The sequence below is a fragment of the Heyndrickxia sp. FSL W8-0496 genome (assembly GCF_038007825.1).
GTDB lineage: Bacteria > Bacillota > Bacilli > Bacillales > Bacillaceae_C > Heyndrickxia > Heyndrickxia oleronia.
The window spans coordinates 625,653-643,588 of sequence record NZ_JBBOXX010000001.1 but is presented as its reverse complement, the minus strand read 5'-3'; the positions used below and the strand labels follow the sequence as shown (position 1 = coordinate 643,588).

The following is a 17,936-nucleotide window of genomic DNA, read 5'->3' as shown; positions in this document are numbered from 1 at the left end:
TGTTGCATTTACAACAAATTATTTTTCTTATATACTTTTAATAGAGACTAGTATAAATCTAGAAGGGGCTAATAAATGAAAACATCAAAAAGAGTGACGAGAGAAGCTGAGTTGAAAATTGCATTTTCTATCAGAGAAGAAGTATTCGTTAAGGAACAAGGCGTACCACTTGCAGATGAATTCGACGAATTTGATTCATTGGATGCAGACTGTGAGCATGTTTTAGTATATTACCACGAAGAACCGGTAGGAACAGGCAGAATCCGAATGGTTGATGGCGTAGGTAAATTGGAGAGAATTTGTATACTAGAGCCATACCGTAAATTTGGACTTGGTAAAGTGATCATTTATGCATTAGAGGAAATAGCAGTTGAACAAGAAGTGACTAAAGTCAAATTACATGGTCAAACACAAGCAGAAGGATTTTATAAAAAGCTTGGATATCAAACCTCATCCAGTGAATTTATGGAGGATGGGATTCCTCATATTTTAATGACCAAAACACTTAAAAGCTTGTAGACAATGCTACTGTCTACAAGCTTTTATTGAGAGGCATTTCACGTTCACCCATTATTTCTTACATCTAACAATATCTTTCCGGTACTTAATCTACTCTCAATTAATTGATGAGCTAATTGAGCATCTTTCAATGGAAAACGATGACTGATTTCGAACTTTAGCTTCCCTTCACTTATATACTTTAGGACCTGTTTAGCTGTAGTCTGCAAAGAGTCTGGTCGCTGCTTTCGAGTGGTGCCTAAGCTAAAGCCAAGGATAGAGCGACAACTTGAGTGAAGATCGCTTGTTTTAATGGTCCATGCCTTTCCACTAGAATGACCGAATTGAACGAATCGTCCATATGGAGCTAGACAAGTTAAACTTCTTTCCGTCGTTTCCCCAGCGATAGAATCTAAAACGATCGATACCCCTTTACCATCAGTAAGCTCATTTACTTTTTCCTCGAAGTTTTGATAGCCAATCACATGATCTGCACCCGCTTTTAACGCGATTGATGCTTTGTTTTCATTTCCGACTGTTCCTATCACTTTCCCAGCACCTAAAATTTTTGCTAATTGAATCGCAGTTGTCCCTACTCCCCCAGCTGCAGCATGAATAAGGATGGTTTCCCCTTTTTCTATCCTCGCTATCTCCACCAGCAATTTATAGGAAAGGAAGGATACCGTTGGACAAGCAGCCGCCGTATCAAAATCAATCGTGTCGGGTATTTCATATGTAAGATTCTGTTCAGCCACCGCATATTCTGAATATGAACCACTCGCTGGAAAAGCAATGACTTGTTGTCCAACCTGTAAATGTTGAACCTCTGAGCCTCTCTCGACAATGGTTCCAGCTACATCGAGTCCAGGCACAAATGGCAGTTTTCCACTACCTTTTTTACCGTATCTTGCTTTTACATCCGCATAATTGACACTTGTTTTCTCCACTTGAATTAATACTTGCGTAGGTTTGATCGTTGGAATATCTATATCCATGTATTTCATCACTTCAGGCTTGCCGAATTCAGTAACAACGATTGCTTTCATCTTTATCCCCCTTCGATTATATGTTGGTTTACATTTTAAAGGAATTTCTTCAGATGGAATATGACTAATAATTTATACTTTTATATAAATAAATCTTATGATTCCTATGAATTAAAAAAATGGTGATCGAAAAATCACCATCATACCCTTCCCTATAAAGCTCTTTTTTTGTATATCATTGCAGGGATCAATAAATATAAGGCATAGGCAAAAGACATCCATGCCGTAAAAGCAATAATCTGTGAATCGCTTAGCTTTGGAAAAATAAACTGGTGATTGGATATGGAAAATGTGTCCAAGGCTAAACCAATAATCGTACCAATGACTCCGAATTTTAATGCTGCCTTTTTGGTTTTATCGAAGAAAAGATACACATACGTAACACCCCAAAGTACAAGTCCTGTGCAAATTAATAATAAGACAATACTGATCACGTAATGATTTGTTCTAGGACTAACAAGAACACGATCTCCAAAAAGTACAAAAAAGAGTGTAGCAAATAGCCATACAATCAACCCCCATACCGCTGTAACGATATAGCCTTTCATTCATTGCCCTCCCTATTTAGCATATTCCCAAGTCCTTTAAGCAATCGTTCAATTTCTTCGTATGTTTTATCTACTGGAAAATCCTTTTGAACTAATGCCTGGAGCGCTATCCCATCAACCACCGCATTTAAAAGAATTCCCCATGTCTTAAGGGTAACGCCTTCAATTGGTGACTCAGTCCATAGATTGGTTAAATTATTCGTTAAAGCCTGATTTTCTGCTATAATAACATCGCCTAATTGACTTCTTATTTTTTCATTATTAAAGCTTGAAGTAACTAGCGTAAAAAATAACTTATGAAAAAAAGAGTCATGTGAACAACGACTTTTAGCAGACTCAATTGCTTGGCTTATGATATAGGAATGATCTTGCTGTGAAATTTCAGTCCAAGAACTTTCGCAAATATCCTTTACCATATCTAATAGCAATTGTTCCTTTGTTTTAAAATGGTAATAGATTGTTCCTTGTGTTACCCCTGCTTCTTCTGCTACTGCTCTCAAAGTAAATTTCTCTATTCCCTTATCAACCAAACACTCCTTTGCATATTGAATTAATTCATGCTTACTTATGACATTTGGCTTTGCCATTTTTTCACCTCCTTTTAGTTATTCAACTGACTAACTATATTTTAATGGAAAATTCCGACATTTACAATCATTTCCTTTCTAGAGTGAAATATTTTTGGAGTTAGCTTTAGTACACTTGTTTAGTGAGTTTTTTTGAAGGATTAGTGGATATTATTTAGGAGAAATATAAAATGGGCTAACCTTAGCCCCTTTCCATACTTACATTTTTTTTGCTTTGATTGAAATGATGATTATCATAGCATTGACTTAACCATGCAACTAATGAATTAATGAACCTCTCAAAGTTGTAATCCCATTTTCTAAGTACGCCTTTAAGCAGGTTAACGCAAAGACCCAGCCTTCCTTTTGCCCTAACATCGTGTTTACGATTTCAGGATCATCCCCATTAAAGCCTGATTCAGTTACTTCTATACGGGTACTTGTCTGATCTAACTCTACAAGTAAGATAGTAACAATCGTTTCTTGATCTTCAGGTCCCCAGGAAAACACAATTTTCTTATTTTCCTCAACCTCTACTACATGGATTTTACCTTCTGCATTGTATTCATCATATCTTAGAGTAATGCTCTTGCCTTGCTCCCATCTTTCCGAACTGGAGGAGAACCAGAAGTTTCCTATTTTTTCGGGATCTACGATTGCCTCGAAAACTTCACTAGCAGGCTTCACTATTTTAAATTTTGTTGTTACTTGAGTATCCATTCTGACTCAACTCTCTTCTTGTATATTTACCTCTATTATAAATCATTGTTCAAACTATTCAAATATCAATCCATGAAATAATAAAAGAGAGGATAACCATATCCCCTCTTTTATTATTTCGTATTTTTACGTTAACTATTCAACGGGAATATCCCCGGTTTCTACGGAAATTTTGAATGATTCTACGTTGCCGCTCTGGATTCTACTACTTCACATTCAATTTTTCCGCTATCTTGAATGAATCTACGTTCAAACCTCCATCTACTACGACTCTCTTAAATCTTCCTCCGATCCCAGAAGTTATATGCCTCAATTTCATTGGTAATCGGCAATAGCTCATATCCGTTTTCCTTTAAGTAGCTGAGAACGGCAGGTAGAGCGTCTGCAGTTGTTGCTTTGTCGTGGAACAGGATTAATGGTGACGTTCCACTCTTTTGTAAGGCTTTAATTTGATTGATTGTATAGTTGGCTGTTTTCGGTCCGTTTAATAGTTTCCAATCTAGGCTATCGACATTCCAATCCCACATTTGGTAGCCCTTTGCATCCATCGCCTTGCGGTAGTTTGTGGTCATATATGGTTTGCTACCATATGGAACTCGGATAACAGTAGAGTGTTGTCCTGTAATTTTTGCTAATGTACTTAAACATGTATTCATTTCACCAACTGCTGAGGCTGGGGACCGGTAAAATTTTTGTTGATCATGGGTCACCCCATGACAGCCAACTCCATGTCCTTCGCTAACCATTTCTTTGACAACGGTTTGGTGCGAGGCCATATTGTCATTCAGCATGAAAAAGGTTGCCTTGGCATCATATTTTTTTAAAATATTCAGGATTCTCTCGGTATGTGCGTTTGGGCCATCATCAAAGGTGAGGTAGGCGACCTTCCCTGGTTTTACTATTGTCTTTGTTAATTCTTTTTTATATTTTTCATAGATTTGTTCATTTGATAATTTTGCGTTTTTATCTATAATTCTAGCAAAAGATCCTTTTTGTACATATTCGACTTGGTAACCAAAATATTCACCAATAAATCGGTATGGTGCAACCATTTGATTATTTACAAGATGGAGTGATACCTTCTGCTTTCCACCAGATTCCGTTATTATCATATTTTGCTTCAGATCAAGGGATAGTTTTCTTGTTGCTTTCGTCAAAATAGCTATCTGCTTTTGCTGATCCCAGTTCACATCTACTCCTAATGATTGAGAAAAGAGACGAAGTGGGACGTAGGTTACGTTATTTGACATAAATGGTTTAACATCTTTAAATTTTATCAATTCATCATTTATGACAATGGAAGCTGGCCCTGTTGAGCTCGCTTCAGCTTTTCCACTAAAGAAGCCTAATGCACAAATAAGACTCAGAAGTAGAATCATTGAAATTTTTTTCATGAGAAATTTCTCCCCTTTATTTTATCCTTTGTTTTTGTCGAAGCATGGAAAATAATATATTAGTAGATTATGGTAATAAACTATAGCCGTCAATAAAAATTTATTTAGGGTTTGTCCCTCCCTAATTATTATGTAGTTTACTAGAGTTTATGTATGGTAATTGAAAACTATGATTAAAAAAAAATAACGAGGCTACCCTTATGTAGGGCATCCTCGTTATTGGATCATTTTTATTTTCCTCTTTTAATTTTTACTTCCTTCGTTGTTTCATTTCCTGCAATATCTACTACTTTGAAGACAAACGTATTTTCACCTTCGTTTAGATTTACATCATATTCAATCGTTTTATTGAATGCACGCATTTGATATGGTTCCTTCAGTTCCTGCGCAAAGATTTCACTGTCATTGACATAAACACGGATATCGTCGAAATTATCTTGGACATCTAAGGATACTCTTACTTTATCTGTGTCTTTATCAACAGTCGCCTTTGTGCCTTTAACCTTTAGCTTAGGTGCAGTGGTATCAACGATATATGGACGATTAATTTCGTGGAAGTTGCCACTTACATCATACGCGATTAATTTCGTTTCGTAGATTCCATCCTTTTTCACTTTTAAAGTGGTGCTAAATTCGTATTTATTTGCTTCTGTTTCTTTTAAATCAACCTTTTGGTCACCAATTTTTAAAGAAGTTACTTTTGATTTGTCTGTGACATAACCGGAGAATTCCACTTCTTTCGTATTTAAGGCGTCCATAAATTCAGGTGTAAGTAAATGGATCGCAGGCTTTGTAACGTCAGTGCCGTAAGTGATAACCTGCTCAGTCTTATTTCCAGCATTATCGTAGGCAACCACCTTTAACTCTTGATCTGGCGCTACGATTTTTTCCAATGTATGCTTGTGATCATCCATTGAATAATAAGCTTCATTCGTTACTGATTTTCCATCCACAAGTACATCCCAATAAGCCAATCCGCTTCCGCCTTGGTTATCAGATGCTTGCACGGATACTGTTTGTGTTTCACTATTAAAGCTTGCTTCTAGCTTAGGCTTTGTTACATCAACTTTAACCGGTAATACAATGGTTTGTGGTTGAGCTTCTGGATAGTCGATGACACCAGTAACAGCTAGATAATATTGGCCTTCCTTCGCTACTTGGCCATTGATTTTCCCATCCCAGCCAGTTTCGATATCTAAATGGAATTGAGTGGATTGTCCTGAATCATAGCCATCCTTGCGAGCATTCTTGTCTGTACGGAGCGTGCGAATTTCTTTACGATCCTTATCTAATACAACATATTTTACTTCTTTTGCATTTCTTAAGAAGGATAGGATTGGTACGGCATTATCTTGGACACCATCCCCATCTGGAGAAAATGCAATTGTATTAGGATCAACTTTACCTGTTCTTGGATTTACTCCGATGAAATCGAAATCATCACCAATGGATGTAGTTACACCCGTCACGCCATAGAATGAGCGAGCTTCCCAAGATGGCTGATCAAAGATCGGCGCTGCATCCCATTCCCCTTTAAATCCAGTATATGGAACAGTTAGTTCTGGATTTTTATCAGATGGATCTTTGAATGTAACAAATCCTTCTAACCAATATCCATTAGGGAATTGCTTACTTAAATCAGTATCTCCTTTTACTACACTAACTCTCACTTCTACTTTCGCTGTGCTATTTGCTGGAATTTTAATAGTGGACGTTTCTGCACCGTTCACTGTTACATACGCAAGGCCTGCTTTTACTAAATCAAGTGAACCTTGTGTATTTGGCTGTACGAATAATTGATTGTCTTTAGAGACAGTTTTATCTGTTTGGGCATTTGCATGTGCCTCATAAGTAACTTCTTTATCTGTCAGGTTTTTCGCTGTTAATTCAAATGTAACGAAATCAGATTTTACTTCTTTTAAAGCTACTTTTGCTTCATTTGTTTTTGAATCAGTCACAATGACCGGTGTTGTTAGTGCAGCATTTAATTGCATTAAGCCTGCACCTTGACGTCTTGGAGAGACGAACACATTGTTCAATGTAACTGGTGATGCTGTATTCATTAAAAGATTTTTCGCTAGCTTCACGCGCTCAGCATTTTTCATCGTCCCATTTAATTGATTGCGAACACGTTCAAGTACAAGTGCTGCACCACCTGAAACATGTGGCGCTGCCATCGATGTTCCACTCATCAATCCATATTTATTATTGTTTAATGTTGATAGAATTTGTCCACCTGGTGCTGTGATTTCTGGTTTGAAATCTAGGCTTGGTGTTAATCCCCATGAGGAGAACGCACTCATTTTTCCTGCATCAGGATTCGTAATTGTCTGCTGCTCCCCTTTAAAATCAAGGGTTACTTTTTTGCCACCAGCTAAAGCCGCTTTGATGTTATCCCCATCACTCTTTAACATGAACAAATAAGGAATGGTAATCTTAGCATCAGTTGCCATATTCACAATCCCATCGGAATTATTGTAGATGATGATCCCGATCGCTCCTGCTGCTTGAGCATTTAATGCTTTATCTGTAAAAGCAATCTCTCCACGTTGGACAAGAGCGTATTTTCCTTTAAAATCCTTACCTGCAAATTCTTCTGCTTTTCCTAATCCTGCATCTAGGATTTCAAAGCTTTTTTGCGTATAGTCTTTCGGATGAGTACTTCCAGCTGATAAAAAGGCGGCATTCACCGGATCCTGTCCATCAACGGTATAGGATAATGCATCGACATCCATATTCGTATTTTCATAGGCTGCAACCTGAAGTGATTCAGTTGCTAGACCTGGTGAACCGACCACTCCATAATCTGGGTTGGATGCAAATGGAGTGCTATATCCATCTCCTAAAAGTGCTGAGTTCCCAGCAGAGATTGACATAAGAATTCCACTATCTGTTGCGCGCTTGATCGCTTCCTGTTCTGGATCATCAGCTGCGACAAATCCTGCAGTTGATCCTAAGCTCATATTGAGGACATCCGCTCCAAGCTTAATCGCATCATCAATCGCTTTTACATATACATCACTATACGTACTCTTCATTTCAGGATCATTTCCAAACACCTTTAATGCTAGTAACTGTGCTTCAGGTGCGATTCCTTGAATTCCACCATTTTCCTCGTTACCATTTGCTGCAACTGTACCCGCTACGTGCATTCCATGCATGGATGCTCCTGCGGTACTATCAATGATATCGCTGTTTTTATCCATATAGTTATAGCCATATGGTACCTTCGCCGTATAGTATTTTCCTGGAAGATTATTCGCTAGCTTAAGCTTCGTCACTCCATCCTTTGTGAGTGTTGCGGAAGCATCATCTGATAGTTTCATATCTTTATGATTATAGTCAATGCCTGTATCGATAATTCCAACGATCATACCTTGACCTTTAAATCCAGTAGTTCTCCATGCCTTTTGAGCCTGTACAAGCTCTTTACTATATTTCATTTCTGGTTGAACTTTTGGCATATCATACTTATGAACTACTTGGACTCTTTTTACGTTCGGAATTTTTTCTACTTTTGCAATATCGCCTTGCTTAATTTCTGCACTAAAGCCATTGACGACTGTTGTAAAATTATGTAGAAATTTGGCGTTAACTTTTTGCTCACTAATTTGAGTCTTCACTTTATTCTGACTCTTAATTGCGTCATTTTCTAACTCTTCTTTTGTTTTTTCATTTAATTCGCTAAATTTCATGCCCTTTTCTGTAGCGATATTAATTTTGGGATCATCTTTTAGTTCAATAATGACCCGAACATTTTCATTACTGCTTGCTTTGATTTTTCCCGTTTGCGGTGAAGCCACCTTTGGACTTGCACCTAATGCTGTGCTAGAAAATGCTAAAAGAAAGATTAATAATATTGCTGCACTTCTTTTGATCAATTCTGCTCCCCCTTAAGTTTGATAATTTTTTCTTACTCTAGTTGTATTAATATTCTGCTAATTTAAGAATAACATATTTTATATATATAGTAGGATCATCATTTTCGACATATTTTCCTTAATATCCGACTCGATTCGATTTCTTCTTTCCGCATTTGGTTATTTCTGCTATTCTTGTGTAGTAGGACTAGTGGTCTAAAGTGTACGAATGACCTAGTTACATAGATTTAAATATATGGAAAACATTTAAATTTAACCCTTTATTTACATAGCCGTTCTCAATCATCACGAACACTAGCCTTGAACAGGCGTTTTTCGTATACATTTGACCTTGTATGGCAAATATTCATAGAAAGGGAAACATTTATGGAAGAAAAGAAAAGTAAGAAGAAAAAAATATTAATCATCGTTTTAAGTATTTTAGGAGTGTTTATTTTAGGTGGCGGCGCCTTCGCCTATTCGGTGTATCACAACATCAATCAGACAGCGAAGAAAATTCATCAACCAGTCGTGAAGCGTGAGCAACCAGTGAAACGTGAAAAGGAAGTTACCCTAAAGGAACGTGATCCATTTTCCGTACTATTACTAGGAGTCGATAAACGGAAAAATGATAAAGGACGATCTGACACGATTATCGTTCTTACCGTCAACCCAAATAAAAAGTCTGTTGAAATGTTAAGTATCCCTCGGGATACACGAACTGAAATTGTTGGTAAAGGCACTACAGATAAAATCAATCATGCCTATGCCTTTGGTGATGTTGAGATGTCGATGGATACCGTAGAGAAATTTCTAGGTATTCCAATTGATTATTATGTGATGGTCAATATGCAAGGATTTAAAGATGTCGTGAATGCTGTAGGCGGAGTCGACGTCAAAAATGACTTGGAATTTACGGCAGGGAAAGAAACATTTGCTGTTGGAGATTTGCATTTAAATGGTAGTCAGGCATTAAAGTATTCGCGTATGCGTCATGATGATCCACGTGGTGATTTCGGTCGTCAAATTCGTCAGCGTCAAATTATTGATTCTATCCTTGAAAAAGGTGCCAGCATCTCCTCTCTTTGGACATATGATGACATCCTTGATGCAGTTTCGAAAAATTTAAAAACGAATTTAACATTAGACGATATGGTAGATATCCAAAGTAAATATAAGGATCTTCGACATAATATTAAACAATTCCAAATTAACGGTGACGGCAAAATGATCGACGGAGTTTGGTACTATCTTGTACCAGAGGAGGAACGCCAAGCAGTTTCCAATCGTCTAAAAGAACATTTAGAGTTACCGTCAACTACGGAGAGTGTAAAGACTGAAACACCTCAATAGGCAGAGCATGCAAAAAAGAAAGTAACCTTTCCAAATAAGTTACTTTCTTTTTTTTCTGGCTGTTTTCTTCTGATAATATTCGATCGTTTTCTCATGATCTTCTCGTACGGCATCTACAATGGACTTATCACTACTAACAGTAGCTTTCTTTTTTTTCTTGATAGTTTTCACAATGGGGACTGCCTTTGATTTTGACTGAGTGACTCTCCATCTACCTTCCTGCTGCTCAATAATGAGGTCAACGATTCCGAGGTAATTCCCCCAGCTACCTGCCTCTACTCCTGCTACTCCATTAATCGTACCTGCTTTATTGTCTACACCTTCAATGTTCTTGAACCTCGATTGATCTGGAAAAACGACATGTCGATGGCCAAAGAGGATAACATCAATGCCCTCAATTTTACTCAGCGGATACACTTCATCTTGTTCGTTCTTTGTAGCGTCAAGTCCGGAATGTGCGAGTGCAATGATGATGTCTGCCCCCTCCTCCTTCATTCTCGGAATGAAATACTCGGCTGTGGAGACAATATCCTTAACCTTGACCATCCCTTCTAAGCTTTTCTTTTCCCACTGCATCACCTTAGGTGTGACAAAACCAATGACCCCGATATTCACCGGATGCTTAATGCCAAATGCATCCACCACTTTCTTCCGAAGAATGACATACGGTTCATAAAAATTCACATCATCAAAATCAGTATTATTATAATCATTGATAAAGATATTCGCGTTTACATAAGGAAAATTCGCACCTGAAATTGAATGATGCAGAAAATCAAACCCGTAGTGGAAATCATGGTTTCCAAATGTCGCAGCATCATAATGAAGGAGGTTCATCGCTTTAAAAACGGGATGTAAATTCCCCTCTTCCACCTTCCCCTTTTTGGCAGCAAATTCAGCAAGCTCATTCCCTTGCAATAAATCACCGACATCAAATAAAAGCGTATTCGGTACCTCAGCCCTAGCATTATTTATCAAGCTGGCCGTCCGCACCAGCCCAAATTCATCTGTATATCTATTCTCCTCATAATCGAAATTCATCATCCGACCATGCAAATCCGTTGTCTCAAGAATCCTTAACTGAACAGGGGCTAATGTACTCTCCTCCGCCGCACCATATGGCATCACAGAAAAAAGCACAACCATCTCAATCACCAAAACCAATGTAACTACGATTTTCCTCTTCATACCGAGCACACCCCATTCCAGGAAAAAAATTCAACTGGATTTATAGAATGTGCCAAAGTGTGGAAAATCATTCATTTTCTTTGAGTGTGGATGGAGTGATTTGCGTATATGGATTTCGTTGGGGATGAGGAGAAGTTTGAGTGAATTTTCGATTCCGTTGCGAAGTTGAGGGGGATTCGCGCAAATTCTGGTCTCTTTCGCGCGAATTGGGGATGGATTTGCACGATTTCGATTCTTTCGCACGAATCTGATGTTCTTTTGCACAAATTCTAGTCTCTTTCGCACGAATTGGGGATGGATTTGCACGATTTCGATTCTTTCGCACGAATTTGAGGGCGATTCGCACGTCTTCAGATCTCTTTCGCGCGAATTGAGGATGATTTGCACGATTTCGGTTCTTTCGCACGAATTTGAGGGCCATTTACACAATCTCGATTCTTTCGCACGAATTTGAGGACATTCGCACGTTTTCGTATCCTTTTCGCACGAATTTGATGTTGATTCGCGCAAATTCTGGTCTCTTTCGCGCGAATTGGGGATGATTTGCACGAATTTGATGTTCTTTCGCACGAATCGGAGGGTGATTCACACAATATCGGTTCTTTCGCACGAAGTTGAGGAACATTCGCACGAGTTCTAAATTCTTTCGCACGAATCTGATGTTGTTTCGCGCAAATTCTAAATCCCACTCACAAAAAGAGGTCGGTTCTTTCGTCCCACTAAAGGGACAAGAGAACCGTCCCCCTGTCCCACACAAAAAAGTCGGTTCTTTCGTCCCCACAAAGGGGACGAGAGAACCGACCCGCTGTCCCTCTATTTGAAGATATTTGCTACTTTTTCTACAACGATTTTACTGCCTCCGCCTTTTTGGACGCCTTCGATGAGGAGGGCGATGAGGAGGTCTTTGTTTTTGGAATCGTAAGCGACGAAGACGCCGTTTTCTTTTCCGTTTTTATCTTCTTTGGAGCTTTTGAGTTCTGCTGTTCCTGTTTTTCCAGCTAGTTCAACGTTTGGAAGGTTTGCTCGATGCCCCGTTCCACGTGGATCTGCGATTACTTGTCGCATCATTTTGGAGACCGCTTGTGCGTTTTCTGGACTAATGATTTTTTCCTTCCAGATTCCTGTATTCTTTTCACCTACTAAAAGATAGGGTTTCAGCATGTCTCCTCCATTTAAAAATGGGGTATAGGCGGTTGCAAGCTGCAGGATATTGGTAAGCATTTGTCCTTGGCCATAGCCTGTATCCGCAAGCAAAATTCCTCCATCCTTCAATGTTCCATCCGATGAGATTTGTGATTTTTTCAAAGGATAGGTAAATGGAATTTCTTCAGCAAATCCGAAATTCTTTAATCCTTTAACAAATTTATCTCCGCCCATATCGAGCGCTGCTTGGGCAAAGAAGATATTATCCGAATACATTAGTGCGGTTTCCATGTTGATTGGGCCAGATGTTGCATGGACACGACTAATTTCGTATCCACCCCAGCTTCCACCTTTTCCCCATGTTTTGCCGCTAATCGTTTTAGTATCGGTCGTTTTTAAGGTTCCATTTTGCAAGGCAATTGCGCCCGTGATTGGCTTGATGGCTGAACCCGGTGCATAAGACAGGGCGAAGCGGTTAATTAAAGGCTGTAATGGATCTTTTTCAAGCTTCGAATATTCTTCACCTGATAGTCCTAAAGCAAATGCATTCGGATCAAAGGATGGAGAACTTACCAATGATAGGACTTCCCCAGTTAATGGATGAATGGCAGCAGCTGTACCAGCATTTCCTTTCATTTCATTATAAATTCTGCTTTGTAGCTCCCCATCAATCGTTACGGAAATATTTTTCCCGTTTTTCACTTCTTCTTCAGCAATCACTTCTTCCGATCCATCCGACTTGATAATCGAAATTTTTTCTCCGGCTTTTCCACGTAAATCCTCTTCAAATAATTGCTCTAAGCCACGTTTTCCAATAACACTGTTCGCAGTGTACCCCTTCCCTTTCTGCTTCTCTAATTCCTCCGCAGTAATGGGACCAACATAGCCAACTAAATGGGCAGCTGCTTCTCCGAATGGATACACTCTTCCCGAGGTATCTTGTTTATCTACTCCCGGTAGCGCCCATAATTTTTGTAATAAGGCTTCATTCTCTGATGAAATCTTTTTAATTGGGACAAACAAGTTCGGTTTCACCCAACCAGCATTTAGCTTGTTATCAATTTCCTCTACAGACATATTTAATAGTGAAGCTAGTTGGGTTTTCACTTCTGCATCCTTACCACCCATTTTTTCAGGGACAATTCCTACCTCATAGATTTCTCCATTAATCGCTAAGCCACTTCCGTTACGATCACGGATTTCTCCCCTTTGCGGACTAATCGTTTCAGGTACAATTTTATCTCCCTTTTCAAGTCCTGGTAAAATTAAATTTGGTTTCCAATCAATATACCAATTGGCTTGATCATCTTTTTCCTCTTTTTTCAGCGTCACTTTTTCTTCATAATTTACAGCGCCTGCCATCGTTTGAAACGATAGTTTGACTGGAACAGAGACCTTATCTTTCTTTTTATAGTCCTCTTCCTTTAACTTTTTAAAAGTAATCTTTACATCCTTAATCTCAAGATCCTTATAGATTTTCGGATATCTATCAACAAAGTCTTTCGATTTATATTCTTTCTTTGAATGAGATGAAAGATAATCTGAATACATTTTCTCAAAATTATTTTTTTCCCAAAGCTTTACATATTCATTGAATCTCTCATTAGGTGTCGGCTCTTTTTCACAAGCAGCTAATACGAATAATGAAAGCAAAATAAAAAAGATAGCTTTTTTCAAAAAAAAGACCTCCTTATTTTTTCGTAATTCTATTATACTCATTCTCTCTATCATCCATGAAGAAAATTATCTATGTATTTTTATTTGATAGGACTTTTCTCATATTTTCTAAAAATTAGTAGTACCTTGGTCGCGAAATTTGCTAGAATAGTAGACATAATAGAGAAAGAAGGGGAAATACGCTGTGAAAAAACCATTAGTGTCGGTTGCTGCAACCACGATTCTTACAACCGCCCTTGCTCCGCAAGCATTTGTATATGCAGATACATACAAGGTTCAAAAGGGCGATACCTTATGGAAAATTGCTAATAAATACGGGACATCTGTAGCAAAGTTAAAAGAATGGAATCAATTAAAGTCGGATAATATTCTACTTAATCAGTCCTTAATCGTATCTACTAGCAGTTCCAAACCTAATCAATCGCAAAGTGTTTCCAAACCAACTGTTTCTGATCAGAATCAAGTAAAAACATATGTCGTTAAAGCAGGCGACACCTTATCCAAAATTGCAAGCCTACATAATATCACTTTAGCTCAACTTCAAACATGGAATAATCTTAATTCCTATTTGATCTACCCTGGTGATACGTTGAAGGTATCTCAATCAACCGTTTCAAATTCAGGTTCAAATTCCACTTCAAATGCAAGCGATGTCAATCCAGCTGCCCCAACCTACACCGTAAAGGCAGGCGATACTTTAGGAAAAATCAGCTTAGAATTTGGAATGACCATTGATGAATTGAAAAAACTAAACTCTTTAACATCTGATCTAATCTACGTAGGACAAACACTCATTACTAATTCAAATTCGAATCAAATCACTTCACCTAATAATGGGTCATCATCAACAGGTTACTCAAGTCAAAAACTAATTGATGTGGCGAAAAAATACTTAGGTACTCCATATGTTTGGGCTGGAGCTGATCCTTCTGGATTCGATTGCAGCGGATTCATTTATTATGCGTTTAATCAAGCTGGAGTTCAAATTCCACGTACATCAAGCGAAGGATATTACGGACGTTCATATTATATAAATACACCACAGCTTGGCGACTTAGTCTTCTTTGCTGATACGTACAAGAAAGGCATATCCCATTTAGGAATATACATAGGAAATAATCAATTTATTCATGCAAGTGATAACGGTGTACAAATTTCATCATTAGATAACTCCTATTGGAAGGCACATTTTGATGGATTTAAGAGATTATATATTATAAATTAGTTTGGATTCTTGCAATTATACCTTATTATTTTTAAACCTTGTGACCACTCTTTCCCAGAGTCTCACAAGGTTTTTTCATTAGATATCCTCATTTAACTATCTGCCAATCTTCTACATACTTTCCCGGGAAATGTCATGTTAGGCTGAAAATAAATGTTTGCTGTAAAAATATAGGAAACCGCTGCGAATTGTGTTATAATTCCGAAAATATGTAATTGGGGTGAGGATATTGGATAATAATTGCTTCATTTGTGATAAGCATGCTGGAACCATACAAACAGCTGGAAAGACAATTTACGAGGATGAATATGTATATGTCGGTCATATCGATCATGGTGGAGAGCCCTGCTATCTAGGCCATATTATGATTGATTTAAAAAGACATGTGCCTACACTTGGTGATATGAATATGGATGAGGCGAAGGCTTTTGGAGTGATCATAGCAAGAGTGAGTAAGGCTTTATTACGTACGGAAAATGCAGAACATATTTATTCCCTCGTATCAGGAAATTCGGTCCCTCATCTCCACATGCATCTTGTCCCCCGATATCCGAACACACCGAAGGAATATTGGGGACCGATGTCTGTTCATGATTGGCCGGATGCTCCGATGGGAGATCAGCATTTAGTATCTGAGCTTTGTGAGCGAATCAAAAACGATCTCTTGGAGAATGATGATGAAACAATTTAATTGGGTAGGAAGCGAAAGGAACTTTGTCGATGAACCAACTATCAACAATGTAGGTCCTATTACGGTAGGGCGTTTCGGGGGAAATTCCTCATCTGGTTCAAATAAAAACGAGGATGGCTGCCTCGTTTGGGTAGATGAAGAGAATGATTGGGAATTTGCAATGATCCTTGATGCCCACTATTCTGCTGAAAGTGCCGAGTTGGTTATTGAAACATTCACCAATAAGAAAGCGGAGATTGTGGATGTTTTAGTCCCTGCTGTTAAGAAAGATTTTAATAAAGTACTAGAACATAAGATTCTACATATTTTTCAGGGGGAAGAATGCCTGCAAGCTTGTCGTGAGGTAAAAGGTGAGACTGCTTGTTTAATTGTTGTACGTAAAGCTCAATTCGTGTGGTGGTTTTCTATTGGAGATTGCCTGCTTTACTTACATCATCCCGAACTTGCCACATTAGGTCAATACCAACTGAACCAAAGACATTTTTATGAGTGGGTTGGTCAAGTCAATACATTTGAATTGGATGTCCCATGCTATAGCACTGGAACGAGAGAATTACGAAAAGGTTCAAATCACCTCTTTTTAACAACAGATGGGTTAGTAGAATGTCCAGGTGATCCTTTTTCAACGCCAGATAAAATCTTTCATAGTGGTACCGAGTTATCCTGCGAAGATATGGTTCATTCGCTGTTTCGCACTATTCAAGATCATCATGTTAGAGATAGCACAACCATCCTTACTTGGAAGGTTGATGTCTCAAAGGAAGGATGCATACCTAGCGATCTTAAGTAACATCAGGAGGTTATTATATTGTTAAAAGAACAGCTATATGAAATTATTCTTCATGACTATGCCCTACCTAAGGGGCTAGATGAATTTGAAGCCGTACAGCAAGTGATTGGTGTCCTTGGATCTACGGATGCGGAGGTTAGGGATGAATTAGGCTATCGCATTCTAGCAAATTGGTTGCTTAGGAAAAATTTTTTAACTGGTTCGCAATTGTCTATCCTACTAGAGCAAGCGATATCAGATGATATGCTATTTTTTAAAATCGGCGAAGCTGAATCGGATCATGTATTTAAGCGTACATTTTCCGCTTTACTCATTGCGCTTATTTTGATCCGTGATAATCGGGAAGAATTTTTAGGTGAAGCTGCATTTTTTCAAGCGTTGGAGCGAATAAATTTATATTGCCGCTTAGAAAAGGATTACCGTTCGTATGTGGAAGGAAAAGGTTGGGCGCATGGACCAGCACATATATCAGATGCTATTGATGAGTGTGTTCGCCATCGCTTTACCAGTCTAGATGAATGCGCCAGGCTTTGGGATAGCCTTGTACACTTGATCGAAGGAGCTCCCCACGTATATGATGCGGAAGAGGATGAACGAATCACGATTCCTATCATTGCTATGGTAGAATCGGGCAAGGTTCCATTTTCCACTTTATGTGGATGGCTAGAACGCATTGAATTACCAGCAGAAAATGATCTAACCTCCATGACGCGACGCATCAATATCAAACATTTTATACGATGCCTTACATTTGGTTTACTTGCAAAAGGACTCGGAAAAGTGGAAGATTTAATCATCATCGAGCGCAAATTCAATCCTTTTGTGGCAGATTGAATAGGAGCTAGTCGTTAATTGGATGAATGTATCTCAGGGATGGAATCTGAGGTACATTTTTTGGTGTTACCATTAAAAATCTGCTTCAAATATGGCTTCTGATACACATTTTTCGCTTCTCTCCATGATAATCTGTCTCATGCTTGGCTTCTGACACACATTTTTTACCTTTACCCATGATAATCTGTCTCATGCTTGGCCTCTGACACACATTTTTCGCTTTTTCCTTTGAAAATCTGTCTCATGCACCGCCTCTGACACACATTTTTCGCTTTTTCCTTTGAAAATCTGTCTCATGCACAGCCTCTGACACACATTTTTGGCCTTTACCTTTGATAATCTGTCTCATGCATGGCCTCTGACACACATTTTTGACTTTTACCCATGATAATCTGTCTCAAGT

14 protein-coding genes are annotated in these 17,936 nt (G+C 38.4%); 6 read left to right on the top strand and 8 right to left on the bottom strand.

Going from position 1 to position 17,936, the window contains the following annotated elements:
• The first annotated feature begins 75 nt into the window (after positions 1 to 75).
• Entirely contained in the window at positions 76 to 519 is a 444-nt protein-coding gene (locus NST63_RS03555) for a GNAT family N-acetyltransferase (protein WP_341041276.1), read from the top strand.
• A 44-nt stretch (positions 520 to 563) separates the two neighbouring features.
• On the opposite strand, the gene NST63_RS03550 is transcribed toward NST63_RS03555, so the two are convergent.
• The 6 genes from NST63_RS03550 to NST63_RS03525 all read right to left on the bottom strand — a co-directional run bounded on the left by NST63_RS03550 (position 564) and on the right by NST63_RS03525 (position 8,653).
• Positions 564 to 1,544: a quinone oxidoreductase family protein gene (locus NST63_RS03550; RefSeq protein ID WP_341041275.1), complete on the bottom strand. Its 981-nt coding sequence runs from the start codon at positions 1,542 to 1,544 to the stop codon at positions 564 to 566.
• Positions 1,545 to 1,696: 152 nt separating this feature from the next.
• A complete protein-coding gene (locus NST63_RS03545) occupies positions 1,697 to 2,092 on the bottom strand; it encodes a DUF5367 family protein (protein ID WP_180212292.1) in 396 nt (131 codons plus the stop codon).
• Positions 2,089 to 2,679 carry a TetR family transcriptional regulator gene (locus NST63_RS03540; protein ID WP_180212293.1) on the bottom strand — a complete coding sequence of 197 codons (591 nt, stop codon included), beginning with the start codon at positions 2,677 to 2,679 and terminating at the stop codon, positions 2,089 to 2,091. Before NST63_RS03540 ends, NST63_RS03545 begins: the two co-directional genes overlap by 4 nt.
• Before the next feature lie 258 nt (positions 2,680 to 2,937).
• Positions 2,938 to 3,378 (bottom strand): SRPBCC family protein, encoded by a 441-nt coding sequence (locus NST63_RS03535; protein ID WP_078110132.1) that lies wholly within the window; start codon positions 3,376 to 3,378, stop codon positions 2,938 to 2,940.
• 275 nt (positions 3,379 to 3,653) lie between these two features.
• Positions 3,654 to 4,772, bottom strand: coding sequence for a polysaccharide deacetylase family protein (locus NST63_RS03530; RefSeq protein ID WP_180212294.1), 1,119 nt, complete (start codon positions 4,770 to 4,772; stop codon positions 3,654 to 3,656).
• A gap of 230 nt (positions 4,773 to 5,002) precedes the next feature.
• On the bottom strand, positions 5,003 to 8,653 hold the full coding sequence (locus tag NST63_RS03525) for a S8 family serine peptidase (protein WP_341041274.1): 3,651 nt from the start codon (positions 8,651 to 8,653) through the stop codon (positions 5,003 to 5,005).
• Positions 8,654 to 9,019: 366 nt separating this feature from the next.
• On the opposite strand from NST63_RS03525, the gene tagU reads away from it, so the two are divergent.
• Positions 9,020 to 9,985, top strand: a complete 966-nt coding sequence (gene tagU, locus NST63_RS03520; RefSeq protein ID WP_341041273.1) for a polyisoprenyl-teichoic acid--peptidoglycan teichoic acid transferase TagU — start codon at positions 9,020 to 9,022, stop codon at positions 9,983 to 9,985.
• Between the two features lie 39 nt (positions 9,986 to 10,024).
• Here the strand turns inward: tagU and NST63_RS03515 are convergent, their stop codons facing one another.
• Positions 10,025 to 11,173, bottom strand: coding sequence for a metallophosphoesterase (locus tag NST63_RS03515; protein ID WP_078110135.1), 1,149 nt, complete (start codon positions 11,171 to 11,173; stop codon positions 10,025 to 10,027).
• 813 nt (positions 11,174 to 11,986) lie between these two features.
• Complete coding sequence (locus NST63_RS03510) at positions 11,987 to 13,993, bottom strand: penicillin-binding transpeptidase domain-containing protein (protein ID WP_341041272.1); 2,007 nt, start codon at positions 13,991 to 13,993, stop codon at positions 11,987 to 11,989.
• Positions 13,994 to 14,177: 184 nt separating this feature from the next.
• Between NST63_RS03510 and NST63_RS03505 the strand changes: the two genes are divergently transcribed.
• The 4 genes from NST63_RS03505 to NST63_RS03490 all read left to right on the top strand — a co-directional run bounded on the left by NST63_RS03505 (position 14,178) and on the right by NST63_RS03490 (position 17,533).
• Positions 14,178 to 15,218, top strand: a complete 1,041-nt coding sequence (locus NST63_RS03505; protein ID WP_341041271.1) for a LysM peptidoglycan-binding domain-containing protein — start codon at positions 14,178 to 14,180, stop codon at positions 15,216 to 15,218.
• Positions 15,219 to 15,447: 229 nt separating this feature from the next.
• On the top strand, positions 15,448 to 15,909 hold the full coding sequence (locus tag NST63_RS03500) for an HIT family protein (protein WP_341041270.1): 462 nt from the start codon (positions 15,448 to 15,450) through the stop codon (positions 15,907 to 15,909).
• Entirely contained in the window at positions 15,896 to 16,699 is an 804-nt protein-coding gene (locus NST63_RS03495) for a protein phosphatase 2C domain-containing protein (RefSeq protein WP_341041269.1), read from the top strand. Before NST63_RS03500 ends, NST63_RS03495 begins: the two co-directional genes overlap by 14 nt.
• 18 nt (positions 16,700 to 16,717) lie before the next feature.
• Positions 16,718 to 17,533: a DUF2785 domain-containing protein gene (locus NST63_RS03490; RefSeq protein WP_341041268.1), complete on the top strand. Its 816-nt coding sequence runs from the start codon at positions 16,718 to 16,720 to the stop codon at positions 17,531 to 17,533.
• Positions 17,534 to 17,936 lie beyond the last annotated feature (403 nt).

Bases quoted from the DNA above. Each gene is read 5' to 3' on its own strand.
- NST63_RS03555 (WP_341041276.1), top strand. From the start codon at position 76: ATGAAAACATCAAAAAGAGTGACGAGAGAAGCTGAGTTGAAAATTGCA.
- NST63_RS03550 (WP_341041275.1), bottom strand. From the start codon at position 1,544: ATGAAAGCAATCGTTGTTACTGAATTCGGCAAGCCTGAAGTGATGAAA.
- NST63_RS03545 (WP_180212292.1), bottom strand. From the start codon at position 2,092: ATGAAAGGCTATATCGTTACAGCGGTATGGGGGTTGATTGTATGGCTA.
- NST63_RS03540 (WP_180212293.1), bottom strand. From the start codon at position 2,679: ATGGCAAAGCCAAATGTCATAAGTAAGCATGAATTAATTCAATATGCA.
- NST63_RS03535 (WP_078110132.1), bottom strand. From the start codon at position 3,378: ATGGATACTCAAGTAACAACAAAATTTAAAATAGTGAAGCCTGCTAGT.
- NST63_RS03530 (WP_180212294.1), bottom strand. From the start codon at position 4,772: ATGAAAAAAATTTCAATGATTCTACTTCTGAGTCTTATTTGTGCATTA.
- tagU (WP_341041273.1), top strand. From the start codon at position 9,020: ATGGAAGAAAAGAAAAGTAAGAAGAAAAAAATATTAATCATCGTTTTA.
- NST63_RS03515 (WP_078110135.1), bottom strand. From the start codon at position 11,173: ATGAAGAGGAAAATCGTAGTTACATTGGTTTTGGTGATTGAGATGGTT.
- NST63_RS03495 (WP_341041269.1), top strand. From the start codon at position 15,896: ATGAAACAATTTAATTGGGTAGGAAGCGAAAGGAACTTTGTCGATGAA.